This is a genomic window from Rhizobium sp. P32RR-XVIII, from assembly GCF_012641395.1.
Taxonomy (GTDB): domain Bacteria; phylum Pseudomonadota; class Alphaproteobacteria; order Rhizobiales; family Rhizobiaceae; genus Rhizobium.
Genome location: NZ_JABAIH010000012.1, coordinates 1 through 19,601 on the forward strand (window position 1 = coordinate 1; position 19,601 = coordinate 19,601).

Consider the following 19,601-nt stretch of genomic DNA (forward strand, 5'->3'; position numbering starts at 1 on the left):
AACGACCAGCCTCGAAAATGCCTCGGCTATAAAACACCAGCCGAAGTGTTCATGGCGCATTTGCACGAAGAGGTCTGATCCCCTACCCTGCAAAACAGGCATGATGCACTTGGGTGAGCTTCTCCAAACAGACGACCGCCCTTGCCTTCGACGAAGCTTCCTCAATCTACAACCGGCAGACGCCCACATCGGAGATTCTCTTGCCCTGGATCGCTTACATCGTTCACTTCATCGCCGCTGCGTTCATGACCAACGGTATTCCGCATTTCGTTGCCGGCGTTAGCGGCCGGCCGTTTCGCACGCCGTTCGTCCGGATGAGCAGCTCCAGCCTCAGTTCGCCCGAGACCAACGTCATCTGGGGCTGGCTCAACTTCCTCATCGCCTTTCTGCTCTTTGCCAATATCGGGCCGCTCTACATCGGAACGCTCGGCGACACGATCTTCCTCGCCGCAGGCGTACTCGTCACCGGCGTGTTGCTTGCCCGCATCTTTGCCGGCGATGCAGGTTGAGAAGATACTTGCATGATGCAAGTATCTTCTATAATGACTTGCATCATGCAACGGACAAGTTTTGCCAGTTTCAAATGCCCGGCGGCGCGCGCTCTCGATAGCGTCGGCGACTGGTGGAGCATCATGATCCTGCGGGATGCGTTTCAAGGGCTGACGCGCTTCGACGAGTTCCAGAAGAGCCTCGGCGTTGCCCCGAACATCCTGACCCGCCGGCTGGCGCATCTGGTTGAGGAAGGCATCTTCGAGAAGCGGCTCTACAGTGAGCGCCCCGCTCGCCATGAATATGTGCTGACCGACAAGGGCCGGGACTTCTTCCCGGTTCTGATGGCGCTCTTTTCGTGGGGCCGCCGCCATGTGCCTGAGGACGACCTTGCCTTTCTCCTTGGCAATGCAGCGTCCGGCACGGAACGGCACACCAAGCTGGTCGACGCCGAGACCGGCGAAGAACTTACTCCCAAAAATACCTGCCTGCTTCCCGGCCCGGCGGCCGAGGAAAGCGACCGCGAACGCATTGCGCGCGTCAGGGCCTGGTATCTCGGCATTGATGCCTAAGAAGGAAAGAGAGCATGGATCGGATCGTCGTGACCGGCATGGGACTGGTGTCGCCGCTTGGCGCGGGCGTTGAAACCGCCTGGCAGCGGCTGCTTGCTGGCGGTTCGGGGCTGCGGGTTCTGCCCGACGATATCGTCGGCGAGCTGCCGGCCAAGGTTGGCGGCGTCGTGCCGTCTGCTGCCGAGGACGCCGAGGCCGGATTCGATCCGGACCGCTACATTCCGCCCAAGGATCAGAAGAAGATGGACCGCTTCATCCAGTTCGCGATGGGCGCAACGGAAGAAGCCGTCCGCCGGGCCGGATGGATGCCGCAGGATACGGTCTCGCGTGAGCGTACCGCGACCATCATCGCCTCAGGCGTCGGCGGCTTTCCGGCGATCACCGATGCGGTCCGCACGGCCGAAACGCGCGGCGTTCGGCGGCTGTCGCCCTTCATCGTCCCCTCGTTCCTCGTCAACCTCGCAGCCGGCCAGGTCAGCATCCGTTACGGCTTCAAGGGTCCGCTCGGCGCGCCCGTGACCGCCTGTGCCGCGAGCGTCCAGGCGATCGGAGACGCGGCCCGGCTGATACGATCGGGCGAAGCCGATGTGGCGATCTGCGGCGGTGCCGAGGCCTGTATCGACAAGGTGAGCCTTGGCGGCTTCGCGGCGGCACGGGCGCTCTCGACCGGCTTCAACGACAGGCCGGAACTTGCGTCGCGCCCGTTTGATACCGCCCGCGACGGCTTCGTGATGGGCGAAGGGGCCGGCATCCTCGTCATCGAGACCCTGGAACACGCCCTCGCCCGCGGCGCAACGCCGCTCGCCGAGCTTGTCGGCTACGGCACGGCGGCTGACGCATACCACATGACGGCAGGCCCGGAGGACGGCGACGGGGCGCGCCGCGCAATGGAGGCGGCAATCCGGCAGGCCAGAATAGCGCCTTCGGAGATCAAGCATCTCAATGCGCACGCGACCTCCACGCCTGTCGGCGACCGCGGGGAGATGGCGGCCATCGGCACGGTCTTCGGCCGCAATGGCGAGATTGCGATCAGCGCCACGAAATCCGCGACCGGCCATCTGCTGGGCGCGGCCGGTGGGCTCGAGGCGATATTCACGATCCTTGCGCTGCGCGACCAGGTCATGCCGCCGACACGCAATCTCGAGGAAGCGGACCCCGCCGCCGAAGGGCTCGACATCGTCGGCAAGACGGCGCGCAAGCTTGCCGGGGAATAGGCGATCAGCAACGGCTTCGGCTTCGGCGGCGTCAATGCCAGCGCCCTCTTCCGGCGCTGGAACTGAGGCTCCAGAGACCGGCGGCAGCTGGTGAGAAAAGCACCGGCTGCGGCACTTTCCAATTCCCGCAAATGCCCTACACTCCGCTCTATATGGCCGGAGATTAATCCATGCGCGCTTTATCCGCAGTGCTTCTTCTGTGTGCCGCATTCGTCATCTCTTCCATGCCTGCGCGAGCCGAAGATCCGCTCGAAACGACGCGCCATGTCATCGAGGATCAGATCACGGCGTTCCTGAAGGACGATGCCGATACCGCCTATTCCTTTGCAGCGCCCGGCATCAAGGCGATGTATCCGGACAAGACCACCTTCTTTGCGATGGTGAAGAAGAGCTACGAGCCGGTCTATCATCCCGGCAACTATGCCTTCGGCCGCAGCAGGTCGATCGCCGGTGGGGCGACGATCTATCATGAGGTGCTGATATCGGGCCGCGACGGCAAGGACTGGACGGCGATCTACCAGATGACCCGGCAGCCCGACGGCAGTTACAAGATCAACGGCGTGCAGATCATGCCGAATACAGACAGCAAAGGTATCTGAGCCTCAGGCCGGCTCGAGATCACCCCTCGCCCATTCTTCCTGGGTTTCCGCCATGAAGTCGGCAAAGCGGCGTTCGGCGATCGCCTTGCGGATGCCCTGCATCAGCTCCTGATAGTAAGCAAGATTGTGCCAGGACAAGAGCATGCCGCCCAGCGCTTCGTTGGCGCGAACGAGATGGTGCAGATAGGCGCGGGAATAGTCGCGTGACGCCGGGCAGCTAGACTGCTCGTCCAGCGGACGCATGTCCTCGGCGTGGCGGGCGTTGCGGATATTGACCTTGCCGCGACGGGTGAAGGCCAGGCCATGGCGGCCGGAACGGGTCGGCATGACGCAGTCGAACATGTCGATGCCGCGGGCGACCGATTTCAGGATATCGTCCGGTGTGCCGACGCCCATCAGGTAACGCGGCTTCTCGCCCGGCAGCACAGGCAGCGTTTCCTCGAGCATCTTCAGCATGACGTCCTGCGGCTCGCCAACCGCGAGGCCGCCGATCGCGTAGCCCTTGAGGTCAAGCTGGGTCAGCGCTTCGGCCGAGCGGATGCGAAGTGCCGGGATGTCGCCGCCCTGCACGATGCCGAACATCGCCTTGCCCGGCTGCTTGCCGAAGGCGTCCTTGCAGCGTTCGGCCCAGCGCAGTGACAACTCCATCGCGCGCTCGATTTCACGCGGCTCGGCTGGGAGCGCGACGCATTCGTCAAGCTGCATCTGAATGTCGGAGCCGAGCAGGCCCTGGATCTCGATCGATCGCTCCGGCGACATATGGTGCAGGCTGCCGTCGACATGCGATTTGAAGGTGACGCCCTGCTCGTCGAGCTTGCGCAGCCCTGCGAGAGACATGACCTGGAAACCACCGGAATCCGTCAGGATCGGATGTTCCCAGCGGATCAGCTTGTGCAGGCCACCAAGGCGCGCGACGCGCTCAGCCGTCGGGCGCAGCATCAGATGATAGGTATTGCCGAGGATGATATCGGCGCCGGTCTCGCGGACCTGATCGAGATACATCGCCTTGACCGTGCCGACGGTGCCGACCGGCATGAATGCCGGTGTCTGGATCGTGCCGCGCGGCATGGAAATTTCGCCGAGGCGCGCACCGGTATCTGTCTTCTTGAGCGTGAACTGGAAATTCTCGGTCATTGGTCTTTCCGGAAAAGAAGGCTCGCGTCGCCATAGGAGTAGAAGCGATAGCCTGTCGAAATGGCGTGCTTATAGGCTGCCTGCATGGTCTCGAAGCCTGCAAAGGCGGAAACCAGCATGAAGAGCGTCGAACGCGGCAGATGAAAATTGGTCATCAGGATGTCGACCGCCTTGAAGCGGTAGCCGGGTGTGATGAAGATGCCGGTGGCGCCCGCCCAGGTTTTGATTTCGCCATCGTCCCCGGCCGCACTTTCGATCAGCCGCAGCGAGGTCGTGCCGACGCAGACGATGCGCCCGCCCCTCGCCCTGACGGCGTTGAGCTTTGCGGCCGTTTCGGCGCTGACATAGCCGCTTTCGAGATGCATCTTGTGGTCGTCGGTGTCGTCGGCCTTGACTGGCAGGAAGGTGCCGGCGCCGACATGCAGTGTCACGAAATGACGTTCGATCCCAACCTTATCCAGCGCTTCGAAGAGCCGGGGAGTGAAATGCAGGCCGGCGGTGGGGGCTGCGACGGCACCCTCGTCGCGGGCGTAGATCGTCTGGTAATCGGTGCGGTCGCGCTCGTCTTCCGCGCGCTTTGCGGCGATATAGGGCGGTAGCGGAATATGGCCGACGGCGGCGATCGCCTCGTCCAGTGCCGGGCCCGACAGATCGAAGGCAAGCGTAACTTCACCCCCCTCGCCCTTCTCCTCGACGGTCGCATCGAGCTGGCCGAGGAAGCAGCTTTCGCCGCTGTGGCCGAAGGCGATGCGGTCGCCGATCTTGATACGCTTGCCGGGCTTGGCAAAGGCCTTCCAGCGGCTGGTGCCGATGCGCATATGCAATGTCGCGGAGACCTGCTGGCCGGGCGCGCCTTCGCGATAACGAATGCCCTCGAGCTGGGCCGGAATAACCTTCGTATCGTTGAAGACAAGCGCATCCCCTGCCCGCAGGAACGAGGGAAGCTGGCTGACAATATGGTCGCTGAACATGGTTTCGGCATGCGGATCGACGACGAGCAGGCGCGCGCTGTCGCGCGGCTCGGCCGGCCGTAGGGCGATCCGTTCATCCGGCAGTTCGAAATCAAAAAGGTCTACACGCATCAGGCACTTCCAGGCAAAGCGAAACCCGCCCCACGCTTTCACGCAAGGGCGGGTTTCAGCAGAAATCACAATCAGACGTCGGCGGCAACCCGCATGGAGACGATGGAGTCCGGATCACTGACCGGTTCGCCCTTCTTGATCGCGTCGACGACGTCCATGCCTTCGATGACCTGGCCCCAGACGGAATACTGCTTGTTCAACCACGGCGCATCGGTGAAGCAGATGAAGAACTGGCTGTTTGCCGAGTTCGGGTTCTGCGACCGGGCCATGGAGCAAGTGCCGCGGACGTGCGACGTTGCGGAGAACTCAGCCTTGAGGTCCGGCTTCGACGAGCCGCCCATGCCGGCGCGGTTCGGGTTAAAGTTCTCGCCGCCTTTCTTGCCATATTGCACGTCGCCGGTCTGTGCCATGAAATCGGCAATCACGCGGTGAAAGACCACGCCGTCGTAAGCGTTCTCGCGGGAAAGCTCCTTGATGCGCGCCACGTGTTCCGGTGCCACCTGCGGCAAAAGCTGAATGACCACCTTACCCTTGGTGGTTTCCAGGATCACGGTGTTTTCCGGATCTTTGATTTCGGCCATTCTTACTCTCCTCGTTTTCTTGGAATTACTTGCCGACCGTGACTTTGACCATGCGATCGGGATCCTTGACTTCGCCGTTCTGGCCTTCCCCTCGCTTGATCTTGTCGACATTCTCCATGCCGGAGACGACCTTTCCGACGACCGTGTACTGGCCGTTCAGGAACGAACCATCAGCGAACATAATGAAGAATTGCGAATTTGCTGAATTAGGATCCTGGGCACGCGCCATGCCGACCGTGCCGCGTACGAACGGCGTCTTGGAGAACTCGGCCGGTATGTCCGGCATATCGGAGCCGCCGGTGCCTGCCAGGCTCGGATCGTAACCCTTGGCCATGTTGCCGTACTGCACGTCGCCGGTCTGCGCCATGAAGCCGTCGATCACGCGGTGAAAGGCGACATTGTCATAGGCACCCTTTTTCGCCAGCGCTTCGATCTGGGCGACGTGCTTGGGAGCGACATCGGGCAGGAGCTGGATCACGACCGGACCATCCTTGAGCTGGATCGTCAAAGTGTGATCAGCCGACTGGGCAAAAGCGCTACCCACGAAGGACGCGAGGCAAAGCACGCCGGCAAATGCGATAGAAAAGAGTTTCATGTGAGCTCCGTTGCGGCGGAAAACGCCTCAAGATTTGCGCTTGGATTGAAGGGCCTTCAAAACGGCAGCCGGCACAAAGGCGCTGACATCGCCGCCCATGGCCGCGATTTGACGCACCAATGTGGCGGTTATAGGCCGCGAGGCCGTGCCTGCCGGCAGAAAGATGGTCTGGACGTCCGGTGCCATCTGACGGTTCATGCCCGCCATCTGCATTTCATAGTCGAGGTCGGTACCATCGCGAAGGCCGCGAATGAGCAGCGTCGCGCCGTGCGCCCGCGCCGCATCCACGACCAGGTTGTCAAAGGAAACGACCGAGATGCTGCCGCTCCGCTGCGGCAAGGCCTCGGCGATAGCGTTGCGGATCAGCTCCGCCTTCTCCTCGAAGGAAAAAAGCGGCGCCTTGCCGGGATGGATGCCGATTGCGACGACAACTCGTTCTGCAACGTTCAGCGCCTGGACGAGCACATCCAGATGTCCGTTGGTGATCGGGTCGAAGGACCCCGGGTAAAAAGCTGTCGTCATAGGACCCGACCGTTTCGTTCGAGGCCTTTTGTCATGGATACCCGCGTCCCGCAAGTCATTCAGCCGGCTGAACGCCGGATGAATGCAGTGTTCAACGCCGTTTCAGATGCAACCTGCACAATCGGAAACATCAACGCCAAGCCGGGCGTTACTCGAAAGATGATGACATGCTGATTTTGATCGTTGCCCTCGCCGTCGTTCTCTCCCTGCTTGCAGAGGTGGCCTGGGCGTATATGCAGGACCGTCGCGCGGCGGGCTGGGTGCGCGCCGAAGTGAGGGAGCACCATGTCATCATGCGGAAGCTCGGCAGAATGCGTTGAGCCAGGCAGCGAATCTGAACGCCAGATGAATGAGGCATTCAAGATGGCTTCAGACCTTGCTTGGTAAACGACCGGTCAACATCCGCTGGAACTATTATCAGACGGACACGTTCATTAACCGAAGCGTAGATGATACGCGGTACGAGGGAAGAAAAAATGCCCGATAAGATTACCATCATCAATGTATTCTGGATGGCAATGATCACGGGAATGCTTACTGCCACTATCGCACTCTACGATCAGCAGACTGATACATCCAAGGTATATGGCCCTTATGCATCGACCCGAACGGCGATGATCAGCCAGTACTGAGGAGCGAACGCTACTTCGGAAGGAACTGCCATGTTCACGATCTTGACTGCTCTTACCGTTCTTATTAGCGGCATGTTCATCGTGTCTGTGGCGTCGACCATTTCGGCGCTTCGCCGTGAGAGTGAAGATGCGAAGGCATTCAACGAGAAGCATAAAGCATTCTGACAATCTGTTTGAGCGCATTCGCTCGCGAACGTGAATCAGCAAAGCCGGACGCACCCCAGCGTCCGGCTTTTTTCAATTTACGAAGATGCGCCGCACCCTTCAGCACATAAAAAAACGGGCGGCAGAAGCCGCCCGGTTTTCAAACCACAATCTGGTTTGAGTTATTCTTCTGCTGGGGGCGATGCGTCGCCTTCCGCTGCTGGCGGCGCCGCTTCCGGCTCGATCGGCGTCTCGTTGACGATTTCGGCGACGTCCTCGCCGTCATCTTCAGGCTCTGTGATGCGCTCGACAGAGACGACCTTCTCATCCTTGGCCGTGGAGAAGATCGTAACCCCCTTCGTTGCGCGGCTGGCGATACGAATGCCGCCGACCGGCACGCGGATCAACTGGCCCCCGTCCGAGACAAGCATGATCTGATCGCCGTCGTTGACCGGGAAGGCTGCAACCAGTTCGCCGATTTCGGCCGTCTTCGATGTGTCGGTAGCGCGAATCCCCTTGCCGCCGCGGCCGGAGATGCGGAAGTCGTAGGACGAGGAGCGCTTTCCGAAGCCTTTCTCCGACACCGTCAACACGAACTGCTCGCGAGCCTTCAATTCCTCGTAACGCTCGTCGAGCAACTGTCCCTCTTCGGTGACTTCCTCGCCGACCAATGCAATATCTTCTTCATCCACGCCCGTCGCACGCCGTTCGGCGGCCGAACGCTTCAGGTAGGCTGCACGTTCCCATGGCTCGGCATCGACATGGCCGACGATGGTCATCGAGATGATGCTGTCGCCTTCTCCAAGGTTGATGCCGCGTACACCGATCGAATTGCGGCCCGCAAAGACACGGACGTCATCTACCGGGAAGCGGATGCACTGGCCGAGCGCCGTTGTCAGCAGAACGTCGTCATGCTCGGTGCAGGTCTCGACGGAGAGGATTTCATCGCCCTCCTCATCGAGCTTCATCGCAATCTTGCCGTTGCGGTTGACCTGAACGAAATCGGACAACTTGTTGCGGCGAACCGTGCCGCGCGTCGTCGAGAACATGACGTCGAGGCTATCCCAGCTATCCTCATCCTCCGGCAACGGCAGGATGGTGGTGATGCGCTCGCCGGGTGCCAGCGGCAGCATGTTGATCAGGGCCTTGCCGCGCGAGGTCGGCGTGCCGATCGGCAGGCGCCAGACTTTCTCCTTGTAGACGATGCCGCGCGAGGAGAAAAAGAGAACCGGCGTGTGGGTATTGACCACGAATAGCCGGCTAACGAAATCTTCGTCGCGCGTCGTCATGCCGGACCGGCCTTTGCCGCCGCGGCGCTGTGCGCGGTAGGTAGTGAGCGGCACGCGTTTGATATAACCGAGGTGCGAAACCGTGACGACCATGTCTTCGCGGGCGATCAGGTCCTCATCGTCCATCTCCAGACCGCCATCGATGATCTCGGTGCGCCGCGGCGTACCGAACTCGTCGCGCACCCCCTTCAGTTCGTCCTTGACGATGGTCTGGATGCGGACACGCGACGACAGGATTTCGAGGTAATCCCTGATTTCGTCGCCGATCTTGTTGAGTTCGTCGCCGATTTCATCGCGGCCGAGTGCCGTCAAGCGGGCAAGACGCAGCTCGAGGATGGCGCGCGCCTGCTCTTCCGAAAGATTGTAAGTCAGGTCCTCGTTGATGCGGTGGCGCGGGTCGTCAATGAGGCGGATCAGGCTCTCGACGTCTTCGGCGGGCCAACGGCGCGTCATCAACTCTTCGCGGGCGGACTGCGGATCCGGCGCCTGGCGGATGACGCGGATCACCTCATCGATATTGGCGACCGCAATCGCGAGGCCTACCAACACATGCGCGCGCTCGCGCGCTTTGCGGAGAAGGAATTTCGTTCTCCGGCTAACAACCTCTTCGCGGAAGGCAACGAAAGCGCGCAGCATGTCGAGCAGATTGAGCTGCTCCGGCTTGCCGCCGTTCAGCGCAACCATGTTGCAGCCGAATGAGGTCTGCAGCGGCGTGTAGCGATAGAGCTGGTTCAGAATGACTTCGGCATTGGCATCGCGCTTCAGCTCGATGACGACCCGGTAACCCTGGCGGTCGGATTCATCGCGAAGGTCGGAGATGCCTTCGATGCGCTTCTCGCGCACCAGTTCGGCCATCTTCTCGATCATCGTCGCCTTGTTCACCTGATAGGGGATCTCGGTGATGATGATCTGCTCGCGGTCGCCGCGCATCGGCTCGATCACGGCAACGCCGCGCATAATGACGGAACCGCGGCCGGTCTCGTAAGCCGAGCGGATACCCGACCGGCCGAGGATCTTCGCACCGGTCGGAAAGTCCGGCCCGGGGATGATTTGCATGAGCTCCGGCAATTCGATCGCCGGATCGTCAATCAGCGCAATGCAGGCGTTGATGACTTCGGACAGGTTATGCGGCGGAATGTTCGTCGCCATGCCGACGGCAATGCCGCCTGCCCCGTTGACGAGAAGATTCGGAAACTTCGCGGGCACCACGACGGGCTCGGAGAGCGTTCCGTCGTAGTTGTCACGGAAATCGACCGTTTCCTTGTCGAGGTCATCGAGCAGCGAATGCGCCGCCTTCTGCAGGCGGCATTCCGTGTAACGTTCGGCCGCCGGAGGGTCGCCGTCGACGGAACCGAAGTTGCCCTGGCCGTCGATGAGCGGCAGGCGGAGCGACCAGTTCTGCGCCATGCGCGCGAGCGCATCGTAGATCGCCATGTTGCCGTGCGGATGGTATTTACCCATCACGTCACCGGTGACACGAGCGCACTTGACGTATTTCTTGTTCCAGTCGATGCCGAGCTCGGACATGCCATAGAGAATGCGCCGGTGCACGGGCTTAAGGCCGTCGCGGACATCCGGCAGGGCGCGGCTGACGATGACGCTCATCGCGTAATCGAGATACGACCGCTGCATTTCCTCCATGATGGAGATGGGCTCGATGCCTGGCGGGAGCTTCCCGCCGCCTGGGGGTGCTTGTTCAGTCAAAACAGATCACGATCTCTTTGTAGAATCACTGGAAGATGTATAGCGGAAAGGGTTGTCTCACGCCAATTTGAGCGGAAGTTTTGAACAGGCTTTTGCGGCGGAAAGGCGGCAAATCAGGCGATTCGCCCGGCTTTCGAGACCAGGCTGTCGCCCGGCATTTGCCAAATGGAAAACCTCGCTTCACAATTGCGAAAACCCAACCTTCATATGGTGTTCCGGAGAGATTATGGCAAGCGCCGACCAACTGATCAACGCTTTCACGACGCTGCTTGTCACGATCGATCCACCTGGGCTTGCGCCGATCTTCCTGGGGCTGACCATGGGCATGAGCCGCAGCCAGCGCAAACAGGTGGCGCTGCGCGGCTCCGTGATTGCTTTCATCATCCTTGCCGTCTTTGCGCTGTTCGGCGCAAGCGTGCTTGGCGTCCTCGGCATCTCGATCGGCGCATTCCGCATTGCCGGGGGGCTGCTGCTCTTCTGGATTTCCTTTGAGATGGTCTTTGAAAAGCGGCAGGACCGCAAGGAAAAGACTGGCGAGGTGGCGATCACCAAGGATCACATCCAGAACATAGCGGTCTTCCCACTGGCGCTCCCCCTTATTGCCGGCCCGGGCGCGATCTCGGCGACGATCCTGCTTGCCGGTTCGCTGCAAAGCTCCGTCGAGCGCGCACAACTTCTTATCGTGATTGCGGCCAACCTGCTGCTGATGCTTGCCGCGCTCGTGGTCGCCGATCGGCTCGACCGCTTTCTTGGTGTCACCGGCCGGGCGATCCTCACCCGCCTGCTGGGCGTCATTCTTGCGGCGCTTGCGGCGCAGTTCGTAGTGGATGGTGTGAAGGCAGCGATGGCCGTGAACTAGAGCGCCGAGTCTCGGCTATCTTCAAAGTCGGCGGAGCGCAAAAGGGCGGTGCACGAGCAGGTATCCATTTTGATGCTACCTTGACGTGGCATATAATCGAGCAGTTCATTGGGGTGGACTGATGCAATGACGCCGTTCCGAGGGAGGCCGCGACGTCGGAAAAAAAGAAACAACTGCATTCTAACGCCGCTCACATAGGGCAACATCGCCGTGGCCCGAAGCGGGGAGCGCACTTCCGTGTCTTCGAAAAGGCCGATCGCCAAGTCAAACTGTTCGCTTTAGCGATCGTCGCCGCGTTTCTTGTTGTCATCACGCTTCAAGCGCTTTTGACCTGACACACAGAACGGAACGTCAGTCCGCAGGCGGATGATGTGCTACTGGAAATGGCCGATGACGGCTTGAGTCCCCGCTAGCCAGTCCCCTGCGTGACGATGGCAAGACGCGCCTCGTGCGCCGCGCGGCATGGGGCTTTCGCGCACCGGGTCACTTGCCGTCTTGCGCAACAAGCACAGGCTCCGAGCGGTAGTCCTTGGGGAAGATTTGCCTAAGATTCTCGATCTTCGGAAGATCGTTGATGACGATATAGGGATAGGTTGGATTGTTGGTCAGGAAATTCTGGTGGTAGGCCTCGGCGGGATAGAAGCTCTTGCCGGTTTCGATCCTGGTGACGATGGCCGCGTCGTAGACCCGAGCATGATCGAGCTGGGAAATATAGGCCTTGGCGACCTTCGTTTGGTCGTCACTTTGCGGGAATATCGCGGAGCGGTACTGGGTGCCCGTATCCGGGCCCTGTCGATTGAGTTGCGTCGGATCGTGAGCGACGGAGAAGTAGATCTGCAGGAGATGGCCGTAGCTTACCTTTGCAGGGTCGAAGACGACTTGAACGGACTCGGCATGACCTGTGCTACCGGTGCTCACCGTCTCGTATTGCGCGGAAGACTTGACGCCGCCCGCATAACCCGACGTCGCGCTGACCACGCCGTCGACGTGCTGGAAGACGCCTTGCACGCCCCAGAAGCAGCCACCGGCGAATACAGCCGTCTCGAGACCGGCGCCCGGCTTCTCATCCTGCACGGGGGCGGGAATGACGTGCGGCTCCTCGGCCGCAACTGCTGCAAAGCGAAGGCATACCCCTGCTGTCAATAACACCGCAATACCGAGGGGCACAGCCCTAAAGCGGCGCGTCATCTTCTGATGGGAACTCATGTCATCCTCCTTTGGTCGGCCGTGAATGCACGAGCCAGGACACCGGGATCCAGAAAGCGGATCTCAGATGAAGTTGACAGTAATTTTTCGTCTATGGCGCGTAACTAAACTGTGAGTGTATCGGGGAGGCCAAAACTCAAAGCATTATTCGACATCGGTCCCAAAGGCGACAGCATCAAAACGCGACGCCGCGCCGACGCGGCCGTCTGTTTTCGCGACACTGAGGAACAACCACCTCAGAACGGAATATCGTCATCCAGATCGCGCGAGAAGTTGCCGCCGCCACCGCTGCTGCTACCGCCGCGGCCGGCCGGCTGTGACGGCGCGCCGTAATCGTCCCCGTAGTTGCCGCCACCACCGAAATCGCTGCTGCCACGGCCGCCGCCGAAGCCGGAGCTTGCGCCGCCGCCCTCGCCGCGGCCATCGAGCATCGTCAGCGTCGAATTGAAGCCTTGCAGCACGATTTCCGTCGAATAGCGGTCGTTGCCGGTCTGGTCCTGCCACTTGCGGGTCTGCAACTGCCCTTCGATATAGAGCTTGGCGCCCTTCTTCACATATTGCTCGACGACCTTGCAGAGACCTTCGTTGAAGACGACGACGGTGTGCCATTCGGTCTTTTCGCGCCGTTCGCCGGAATTTCGGTCCCGCCAGGTCTCCGAGGTCGCGATGCGAAGGTTGGCGATCGGGCGGCCATCCTGCGTCCTGCGGATTTCGGGGTCGGCACCCACGTTTCCGATCAGAATTACCTTGTTTACGCTGCCAGCCATACCTATTCACCTTACTGCCGCCCTGCCCGGCGGCGCTTGAAACACTCGGCATACCTTAAACTATAGAGCCCCCGCCTTGGGCGTCCATCACCGGTTCATCCACAAGGAATTTTGTTCTTTATTTGTTCTAGTTTATCGCTATGATGCTGTCAATAACTGTCAGTAGAATCGAAAAGCATAGAGCCTTCCCGACATTTAGCCTCGACTCGCCAAACGGCATCACTAAATAAGGGGCTTGTTCCAGCACAGAAGCAAAATACGATGAGTGAACTGAAGACCATTTCCATCCGCGGCGCGCGCGAACATAATCTCAAGGGCATCGACCTAGACCTGCCGCGCAACAAACTCATCGTCATGACCGGGCTTTCCGGGTCGGGCAAATCTTCGCTCGCCTTCGACACGATCTATGCGGAGGGCCAGCGGCGCTATGTCGAAAGCCTTTCGGCCTATGCGCGCCAATTCCTGGAAATGATGCAGAAGCCGGACGTCGACCAGATAGACGGCCTTTCGCCGGCGATCTCGATCGAGCAGAAGACGACCTCGCGCAATCCGCGCTCGACGGTCGGGACGGTCACCGAAATCTACGATTACATGCGCCTGCTCTTCGCGCGCGTCGGCGTTCCCTACTCGCCGGCGACCGGATTGCCGATCGAGAGCCAGACCGTCAGCCAGATGGTCGATCGCGTGCTCGAATTCCAGGAAGGTACGCGTCTTTATATTCTCGCTCCGATCGTGCGCGGCCGTAAAGGCGAGTATAAGAAAGAGCTGGCAGAGCTGATGAAGAAGGGCTTCCAGCGCGTCAAGGTCGACGGCCAATTCTACGAGATCGCCGACGTTCCGGCACTCGACAAGAAATACAAGCACGACATCGATGTCGTCGTGGATCGTATCGTCGTGCGCCCGGACATGGCATCACGCCTGGCAGACAGTTTCGAAACCTCGCTGAAGCTCGCAGACGGATTGGCCGTCGCCGAATTCGCGGACAAGCCGCTGCCGGCGGAAGAAACCGCTGCGGGCGGGTCCGCCAACAAGTCGCTGAACGAGACGCATGAGCGGGTGCTTTTCTCGGAGAAGTTCGCATGCCCTGTTTCCGGTTTCACCATCCCGGAAATCGAGCCGCGGCTCTTCTCGTTCAACAATCCCGCCGGCGCCTGCCCCACTTGCGATGGTCTCGGTGCGCAGCAGAAAATCGATGCCAACCTGATCGTTCCCGAGCCGGAGCGGACGCTGCGCGACGGCGCGATTGCACCCTGGGCGAAGTCGAGCTCGCCCTATTACAATCAGACGCTGGAAGCGCTCGGCAAACACTACGGCTTCAAGCTTGGGGCGCGGTGGAGCGACCTGTCCGCAAAGGCTCAGGACGTCATTCTGAACGGCACGGACGAGAAGATCGAGTTTCATTATGCCGACGGCGCGCGGTCCTATACCACGCACAAGAGCTTCGAAGGCATCGTCACCAATCTCGAACGCCGCTGGAAGGAGACCGATTCCGCTTGGGCGCGGGAGGAGATCGAGCGCTTCATGTCGGCAGCCCCCTGCCCGGCTTGCAACGGTTTCCGCCTGAAGCCGGAGGCACTGGCGGTGAAGATCAACAAGCTGCATATCGGCCAGGTCACCGAGATGTCGATCCGCAAGGCCCGCGATTGGTTCGAGACGCTGCCCGCCGTCTTCTCGGCCAAGCAGAACGAGATTGCCGTCCGTATTCTGAAGGAAATCCGGGAGCGCCTGCGCTTCCTGAACGACGTCGGCCTCGACTATCTCAGTCTGTCGCGCAATTCCGGCACGCTGTCGGGCGGTGAAAGCCAGCGCATCCGTCTCGCCTCCCAGATCGGCTCCGGCCTGACCGGCGTACTCTACGTTCTCGACGAGCCGTCGATCGGCCTGCATCAGCGCGACAATGCGCGTTTGCTCGAGACACTGAAACATCTGCGCGACATCGGCAATACGGTAATCGTCGTCGAACACGACGAGGATGCCATCCTGACGGCCGACGACGTGGTCGACATCGGTCCGGCGGCTGGTGTGCACGGCGGCCAGATCGTCGCGCATGGCACGCCGCAGGACATCATGGCGAACCCCAAGTCGCTGACGGGAAAGTATCTCTCGGGCGAACTCGGCGTGCCGGTGCCCGACGAACGCCGCAAGCCGAAGAAGGGCCGCGAGATCAAGGTGATCGGCGCCCGCGGCAACAATTTGAAAAACGTCACCGCATCCATTCCGCTCGGCGTTTTCACCGCCGTGACAGGCGTTTCGGGTGGCGGCAAGTCCACTTTCCTGGTCGAGACGCTGTACAAGTCAGCCGCGCGCCGCGTCATGGGTGCCCGCGAAATTCCGGCCGATCATGATCGGATTGACGGCTTCGAGCATATCGACAAGGTGATCGATATCGACCAGTCGCCGATCGGCCGCACGCCCCGCTCGAACCCCGCGACATACACCGGAGCCTTCACGCCGATCCGTGACTGGTTCTCCGGCCTGCCCGAGGCGAAGGCGCGCGGCTACCAGCCGGGCCGGTTCTCGTTCAACGTCAAGGGCGGACGCTGTGAGGCCTGCCAGGGCGACGGCGTCATCAAGATCGAGATGCACTTCCTGCCGGACGTTTACGTGACCTGCGACGTTTGCCACGGCAAGCGCTACAACCGCGAAACGCTGGAAGTGACGTTCAAGCACAAGTCCATTGCCGACGTGCTCGACATGACGGTGGAGGAAGGCGTCGAATTCTTCGCCGCGGTACCTGCCGTGCGCGACAAACTGCAGTCGCTCAAGGACGTCGGCCTCGGCTATATCAAGGTCGGTCAGCAGGCGAATACGCTTTCGGGCGGCGAGGCACAGCGCGTCAAGCTCGCCAAGGAGCTTTCGAAACGCTCGACGGGTCGCACGCTCTATATCCTGGATGAGCCGACGACCGGGCTGCACTTCCACGATGTCGCGAAGCTCCTCGAAATGCTGCACGAATTGGTCAACCAAGGCAATTCCGTCGTGGTGATCGAGCATAATCTCGAAGTCATCAAGACGGCCGACTGGGTGCTCGATTTCGGCCCGGAGGGCGGCGATGGTGGCGGCGAGATCGTCGCGTCCGGCACGCCGGAAGCGATCGTCAAGGAGCCCCGGTCCTATACCGGCCAGTTCCTGAGGGAACTGCTGGAACGCCGGCCGGTGAAGAAGACTGTAGTGGCGGCGGAGTAGCCGTTCGGGAAACAAGACGCGCCATGGCGCAGTGGGGGACATAGATGAGCAACTCCGGTACGATCCGCGTCGGCATTGGCGGCTGGACCTTCGAACCCTGGCGCGGGCATTTCTTTCCGGCCGACCTCAGGCAGAAGGACGAGCTCAACTACGCCAGCCGCAAGTTGAAGGTCATCGAGGTCAACGGCACGTATTACAGCTCGCAGAAGCCCGAGACCTTCGCGAAATGGGCGGCCGACGTGCCGGACGGTTTCATCTTTTCGCTGAAAGCCAGCCGGTTCGTGACCAACAGGCGCGTCCTTGGCGAAGCAGGTGAATCGATGGAGCGTTTCCTGACACAAGGGCTGACGAAGCTCGGCGACCGGCTGGGGCCGATCCTCTGGCAGTTCGCGCCGACCAAGAAGTTCGATGCCGAGGATTTCGAAGCCTTCCTGAAGCTGTTGCCCGACAAGCAGGACGGCCTGCCGTTGCGGCACGTCGTCGAGGTCCGGCACGACTCCTTCAAGATGCCGGAATTCGTCGCTCTGCTTGCGAAATACGGCGTTGCGCCGGTCGTGGCCGAGCATTTCGACTATCCGATGATCGCCGACGTGACGGCTGATTTTGTCTATGCCCGGCTGCAAAAGGGCTCGGACGAGATCAAGACCTGCTATCCTGCCAAGGACCTGAAGGCATGGGCCAAAAGGCTCGAGACCTGGGCCGAAGGCAAGGTGCCGGACGATCTGCCGTTGATCGACAAAGACCGAAAGGTCAAGAGCGAACCGCGGGATGTCTTTGCCTTTATGATCCACGAGGGCAAGGTCAACGCGCCGTTCGGGGCGATCGCTCTTCAGGAAGAGGTCGGCAGATAGCTCTGCTATAACGGCAGGACATGGGCGACGAGATCTTCGGCGGTCAAACCTTTGCCGGCGCGCTGTGCAGCTTCGCCGTGGAGATAGACGCCGGCCGCGGCGGCTTCAAACGCGGGCAGACCCTGCGCCAGATGCGCGCCGATGATGCCGGCGAGCACATCGCCTGAGCCTGCCGTTGCGAGCCAGATGGGCGCGTTCGTATTGATCAGTGCTCTGCCGTCCGGCGAAGCAATGACGGTATCTGCGCCCTTATAAACGATCGCGGCGTTGGCCCGCTTTGCCGCCGCTTGTGCCTTGTCGACCTTGCTGAGTTTCCCGTCGGCGGCGATATCCGGAAAGAGGCGCGCGAATTCGCCTTCGTGCGGCGTCAGAACGAGATGCGGTTCGCCTTCGGCGAAGAGATCGAAAAGCTCTTGCGGGCTCTCTTTGAATGAGGTGATGCCGTCTGCGTCGAGCACCAGATGGCGATCGCGCAATGCGGCGACGAGAGCTCTTGCCTTTGCGCCGATACCGAAACCTGGTCCGAGCACGAAGGTCTGCAAGCGCTCATCGCCCAGCCAGTCGCGCAGCGCGGTCTCGTTGTCGATGATACGCAACATGATGGCGGTCAGGTGAGCGCTGTTTTCGGCAGTGGCCTCCACCGGCGAGGCGATGGTCACGAGACCTGCCCCCGCTCTCAGTCCAGCCATCGCGGTCATTCGCGCCGCGCCGGTCTTCCCCGCTCCGCCCGAGAAAACGGCAAGGTGTCCTCGTTTGTATTTGTGCGTCTCCAGTTTCCCCGCGGGCAGAAGGTGCTTCCATCTGGCCGGAGTGTTCTCGCCGACTCTTTCGGAGGAGCAAGCTTTGATGATGCGGCCCGGAATGCCGATGCCGACCACTTCGATCTTTCCACACAGCTCTCTGCCCGGCATCAGCAGGTGGCCGGGTTTGCGCGTCATGAACGTGACGGTGTGATCTGCCTTGAACGCCGCGCCCAGGACCTCGCCGCTGCGGCCATCGACACCCGATGGCAGGTCGACGGCAAGGACGGGGACCGCGGCATCCATCACCCGTTCGATCACGGATCGCACTTCTGGCGGCACATCCCTTCCGAGCCCCGCCCCGAAGATCGCATCGATGACGACATCCCCCTGCCTCGGCTCATACGTGTCAAGCGGCTGCGGCGTGAGCGGGCATTCGGCCTTTGTGCGCCCGGCATCGCCCTGAAGCCTCGCAAGGTCACCCAGATGAAAGACGGTGGTCGCTGCGCCGCTCTCGGCAAGGAGGCGCGCGGCCACATACCCGTCTCCACCGTTATTACCGGGGCCGCAGAGGACGGCGAAGCGCTGGGCGCCCGGGTAGAGCCGCAGGGCGACAGCTGCCACAGCGGCGCCCGCCGTCACCATCAGCCCGAAAGACGAAATTCCCGATTGAGCCGCAGCGGCATCCGCGGCCGCCATTTCTGCAGGGGTAAGAAGGAGATCACTCAGTTGCTCAGCCATGTGCTCATTCAATTCAAAAAACGCCTAAAAAACAACCGCATTTGCGGTCAAGCAAATGCATAAAAATACGCCATTTGCATATTTATTACTCACCGAAGGCGCGCGAGCCGCAGCCCGGCTCCTCTAGAGTTTTTTCGAATTCTGCGTCATTTTTTCATTTTTCAGGGCCATTCTCATCAGTTTTTGTTCGAAAATTCCTTGGAAATGCCCTCGGATTTGCGAATCTGGGGATAATTCGCGCATTTTCTGGTTCTCCTGCGCTGCGACTGGCATGATACCTGCATCATGGTTTTCGAGCGGCAATTTGCCCGCGTTAACGGGAGAAGCGGAGAGTCATTTTCTCATGAAAAAGATCGAAGCGATCATTAAGCCTTTCAAGCTCGACGAAGTGAAGGAAGCCCTTCAGGAAGTCGGCCTGCAAGGCATCACTGTCACAGAAGCGAAGGGCTTCGGTCGCCAGAAAGGCCATACGGAACTTTACCGCGGCGCCGAATATGTCGTCGACTTTTTGCCAAAGGTGAAGGTCGAAGTCGTGCTTGCCGACGAGAACGCGGAAGCTGTCATCGACGCCATCCGCAAGGCGGCGCAGACCGGCCGGATTGGAGACGGAAAGATCTTCGTATCCAACATCGAAGAAGTCATTCGTATCCGCACCGGCGAAACCGGCGTCGACGCTATCTGAGCTGGCCCCGGC

General features: G+C 60.7%; 19 protein-coding genes and 1 pseudogene. 11 read left to right on the plus strand and 9 right to left on the minus strand.

Features of this window, described 5'->3' with window-relative positions:
* Positions 1–200 precede the first annotated feature (200 nt).
* The 4 genes and pseudogenes from HGP14_RS25700 (at position 201) to HGP14_RS25715 (ending at position 2,874) form a co-directional block, all read left to right on the plus strand.
* Positions 201–509, plus strand: a complete 309-nt coding sequence (locus HGP14_RS25700; protein ID WP_168832845.1) for a hypothetical protein — start codon at positions 201–203, stop codon at positions 507–509.
* 45 nt (positions 510–554) lie between these two features.
* The gene (locus tag HGP14_RS25705; RefSeq protein ID WP_168832710.1) at positions 555–1,061 is read left to right on the plus strand and encodes a winged helix-turn-helix transcriptional regulator; all 507 of its coding nucleotides are present in this window, start codon (positions 555–557) and stop codon (positions 1,059–1,061) included.
* Between the two features lie 14 nt (positions 1,062–1,075).
* Positions 1,076–2,341, plus strand: a pseudogene (gene fabF, locus HGP14_RS25710) (beta-ketoacyl-ACP synthase II).
* A 104-nt stretch (positions 2,342–2,445) separates the two neighbouring features.
* Positions 2,446–2,874 (plus strand): DUF4864 domain-containing protein, encoded by a 429-nt coding sequence (locus HGP14_RS25715; RefSeq protein WP_168832711.1) that lies wholly within the window; start codon positions 2,446–2,448, stop codon positions 2,872–2,874.
* 3 nt (positions 2,875–2,877) lie between these two features.
* Here the strand turns inward: HGP14_RS25715 and tgt are convergent, their stop codons facing one another.
* The 5 genes from tgt to coaD form a co-directional block, all read right to left on the minus strand.
* Positions 2,878–4,008, minus strand: a complete 1,131-nt coding sequence (gene tgt, locus HGP14_RS25720; protein WP_168832712.1) for a tRNA guanosine(34) transglycosylase Tgt — start codon at positions 4,006–4,008, stop codon at positions 2,878–2,880.
* The gene (gene queA / locus HGP14_RS25725; RefSeq protein WP_168832713.1) at positions 4,005–5,090 is read right to left on the minus strand and encodes a tRNA preQ1(34) S-adenosylmethionine ribosyltransferase-isomerase QueA; all 1,086 of its coding nucleotides are present in this window, start codon (positions 5,088–5,090) and stop codon (positions 4,005–4,007) included. Before queA ends, tgt begins: the two co-directional genes overlap by 4 nt.
* A 71-nt stretch (positions 5,091–5,161) precedes the next feature.
* Complete coding sequence (locus HGP14_RS25730) at positions 5,162–5,671, minus strand: peptidylprolyl isomerase (RefSeq protein WP_168832714.1); 510 nt, start codon at positions 5,669–5,671, stop codon at positions 5,162–5,164.
* Positions 5,672–5,696: 25 nt separating this feature from the next.
* Positions 5,697–6,266 (minus strand): peptidylprolyl isomerase, encoded by a 570-nt coding sequence (locus tag HGP14_RS25735; RefSeq protein ID WP_168832715.1) that lies wholly within the window; start codon positions 6,264–6,266, stop codon positions 5,697–5,699.
* A 27-nt stretch (positions 6,267–6,293) separates the two neighbouring features.
* Positions 6,294–6,788 (minus strand): pantetheine-phosphate adenylyltransferase, encoded by a 495-nt coding sequence (gene coaD / locus HGP14_RS25740; RefSeq protein WP_168832716.1) that lies wholly within the window; start codon positions 6,786–6,788, stop codon positions 6,294–6,296.
* 167 nt (positions 6,789–6,955) lie between these two features.
* Here coaD and HGP14_RS25745 point away from each other — a divergent pair, with 167 nt between their 5' ends.
* From HGP14_RS25745 to HGP14_RS36300, 3 genes are all read left to right on the plus strand, one after another.
* Positions 6,956–7,108 (plus strand): hypothetical protein, encoded by a 153-nt coding sequence (locus HGP14_RS25745; protein WP_246704582.1) that lies wholly within the window; start codon positions 6,956–6,958, stop codon positions 7,106–7,108.
* Positions 7,109–7,264: 156 nt separating this feature from the next.
* Positions 7,265–7,420, plus strand: coding sequence for a hypothetical protein (locus HGP14_RS25750; protein WP_168832717.1), 156 nt, complete (start codon positions 7,265–7,267; stop codon positions 7,418–7,420).
* Between the two features lie 30 nt (positions 7,421–7,450).
* Positions 7,451–7,585, plus strand: a complete 135-nt coding sequence (locus HGP14_RS36300; protein ID WP_281408123.1) for a hypothetical protein — start codon at positions 7,451–7,453, stop codon at positions 7,583–7,585.
* 161 nt (positions 7,586–7,746) lie between these two features.
* On the opposite strand, the gene gyrA is transcribed toward HGP14_RS36300, so the two are convergent.
* A complete protein-coding gene (gyrA, locus tag HGP14_RS25755; RefSeq protein ID WP_168832718.1) occupies positions 7,747–10,557 on the minus strand; it encodes a DNA gyrase subunit A in 2,811 nt (936 codons plus the stop codon).
* Between the two features lie 226 nt (positions 10,558–10,783).
* Here gyrA and HGP14_RS25760 point away from each other — a divergent pair, with 226 nt between their 5' ends.
* Positions 10,784–11,416, plus strand: a complete 633-nt coding sequence (locus HGP14_RS25760; RefSeq protein WP_168832719.1) for a MarC family protein — start codon at positions 10,784–10,786, stop codon at positions 11,414–11,416.
* Between the two features lie 483 nt (positions 11,417–11,899).
* On the opposite strand, the gene msrA is transcribed toward HGP14_RS25760, so the two are convergent.
* Positions 11,900–12,622 carry a peptide-methionine (S)-S-oxide reductase MsrA gene (gene msrA / locus HGP14_RS25765; RefSeq protein ID WP_168832720.1) on the minus strand — a complete coding sequence of 241 codons (723 nt, stop codon included), beginning with the start codon at positions 12,620–12,622 and terminating at the stop codon, positions 11,900–11,902.
* Between the two features lie 236 nt (positions 12,623–12,858).
* A complete protein-coding gene (locus tag HGP14_RS25770) occupies positions 12,859–13,389 on the minus strand; it encodes a single-stranded DNA-binding protein (RefSeq protein WP_168832721.1) in 531 nt (176 codons plus the stop codon).
* A 261-nt stretch (positions 13,390–13,650) separates the two neighbouring features.
* Here HGP14_RS25770 and uvrA point away from each other — a divergent pair, with 261 nt between their 5' ends.
* Both uvrA and HGP14_RS25780 read left to right on the plus strand, forming a co-directional pair.
* On the plus strand, positions 13,651–16,575 hold the full coding sequence (uvrA, locus tag HGP14_RS25775) for an excinuclease ABC subunit UvrA (protein WP_168832722.1): 2,925 nt from the start codon (positions 13,651–13,653) through the stop codon (positions 16,573–16,575).
* Between the two features lie 44 nt (positions 16,576–16,619).
* A complete protein-coding gene (locus HGP14_RS25780) occupies positions 16,620–17,426 on the plus strand; it encodes a DUF72 domain-containing protein (RefSeq protein ID WP_168832723.1) in 807 nt (268 codons plus the stop codon).
* A gap of 5 nt (positions 17,427–17,431) precedes the next feature.
* Here HGP14_RS25780 and HGP14_RS25785 read toward each other — a convergent pair whose 3' ends face one another.
* Positions 17,432–18,907, minus strand: a complete 1,476-nt coding sequence (locus HGP14_RS25785; RefSeq protein WP_168832724.1) for an NAD(P)H-hydrate dehydratase — start codon at positions 18,905–18,907, stop codon at positions 17,432–17,434.
* Positions 18,908–19,250: 343 nt separating this feature from the next.
* On the opposite strand from HGP14_RS25785, the gene HGP14_RS25790 reads away from it, so the two are divergent.
* A complete protein-coding gene (locus HGP14_RS25790; RefSeq protein ID WP_018900556.1) occupies positions 19,251–19,589 on the plus strand; it encodes a P-II family nitrogen regulator in 339 nt (112 codons plus the stop codon).
* Positions 19,590–19,601 lie beyond the last annotated feature (12 nt).

Bases quoted from the DNA above. Each gene is read 5' to 3' on its own strand.
- HGP14_RS25745 (WP_246704582.1), top strand. From the start codon at position 6,956: ATGCTGATTTTGATCGTTGCCCTCGCCGTCGTTCTCTCCCTGCTTGCA.
- HGP14_RS25790 (WP_018900556.1), top strand. From the start codon at position 19,251: ATGAAAAAGATCGAAGCGATCATTAAGCCTTTCAAGCTCGACGAAGTG.
- HGP14_RS25780 (WP_168832723.1), top strand. From the start codon at position 16,620: ATGAGCAACTCCGGTACGATCCGCGTCGGCATTGGCGGCTGGACCTTC.
- HGP14_RS25705 (WP_168832710.1), top strand. From the start codon at position 555: ATGCAACGGACAAGTTTTGCCAGTTTCAAATGCCCGGCGGCGCGCGCT.
- HGP14_RS36300 (WP_281408123.1), top strand. From the start codon at position 7,451: ATGTTCACGATCTTGACTGCTCTTACCGTTCTTATTAGCGGCATGTTC.
- coaD (WP_168832716.1), bottom strand. From the start codon at position 6,788: ATGACGACAGCTTTTTACCCGGGGTCCTTCGACCCGATCACCAACGGA.
- HGP14_RS25750 (WP_168832717.1), top strand. From the start codon at position 7,265: ATGCCCGATAAGATTACCATCATCAATGTATTCTGGATGGCAATGATC.
- HGP14_RS25760 (WP_168832719.1), top strand. From the start codon at position 10,784: ATGGCAAGCGCCGACCAACTGATCAACGCTTTCACGACGCTGCTTGTC.
- tgt (WP_168832712.1), bottom strand. From the start codon at position 4,008: ATGACCGAGAATTTCCAGTTCACGCTCAAGAAGACAGATACCGGTGCG.
- HGP14_RS25735 (WP_168832715.1), bottom strand. From the start codon at position 6,266: ATGAAACTCTTTTCTATCGCATTTGCCGGCGTGCTTTGCCTCGCGTCC.
- HGP14_RS25770 (WP_168832721.1), bottom strand. From the start codon at position 13,389: ATGGCTGGCAGCGTAAACAAGGTAATTCTGATCGGAAACGTGGGTGCC.
- HGP14_RS25715 (WP_168832711.1), top strand. From the start codon at position 2,446: ATGCGCGCTTTATCCGCAGTGCTTCTTCTGTGTGCCGCATTCGTCATC.
- HGP14_RS25785 (WP_168832724.1), bottom strand. From the start codon at position 18,907: ATGGCTGAGCAACTGAGTGATCTCCTTCTTACCCCTGCAGAAATGGCG.
- uvrA (WP_168832722.1), top strand. From the start codon at position 13,651: ATGAGTGAACTGAAGACCATTTCCATCCGCGGCGCGCGCGAACATAAT.
- HGP14_RS25730 (WP_168832714.1), bottom strand. From the start codon at position 5,671: ATGGCCGAAATCAAAGATCCGGAAAACACCGTGATCCTGGAAACCACC.
- msrA (WP_168832720.1), bottom strand. From the start codon at position 12,622: ATGAGTTCCCATCAGAAGATGACGCGCCGCTTTAGGGCTGTGCCCCTC.
- queA (WP_168832713.1), bottom strand. From the start codon at position 5,090: ATGCGTGTAGACCTTTTTGATTTCGAACTGCCGGATGAACGGATCGCC.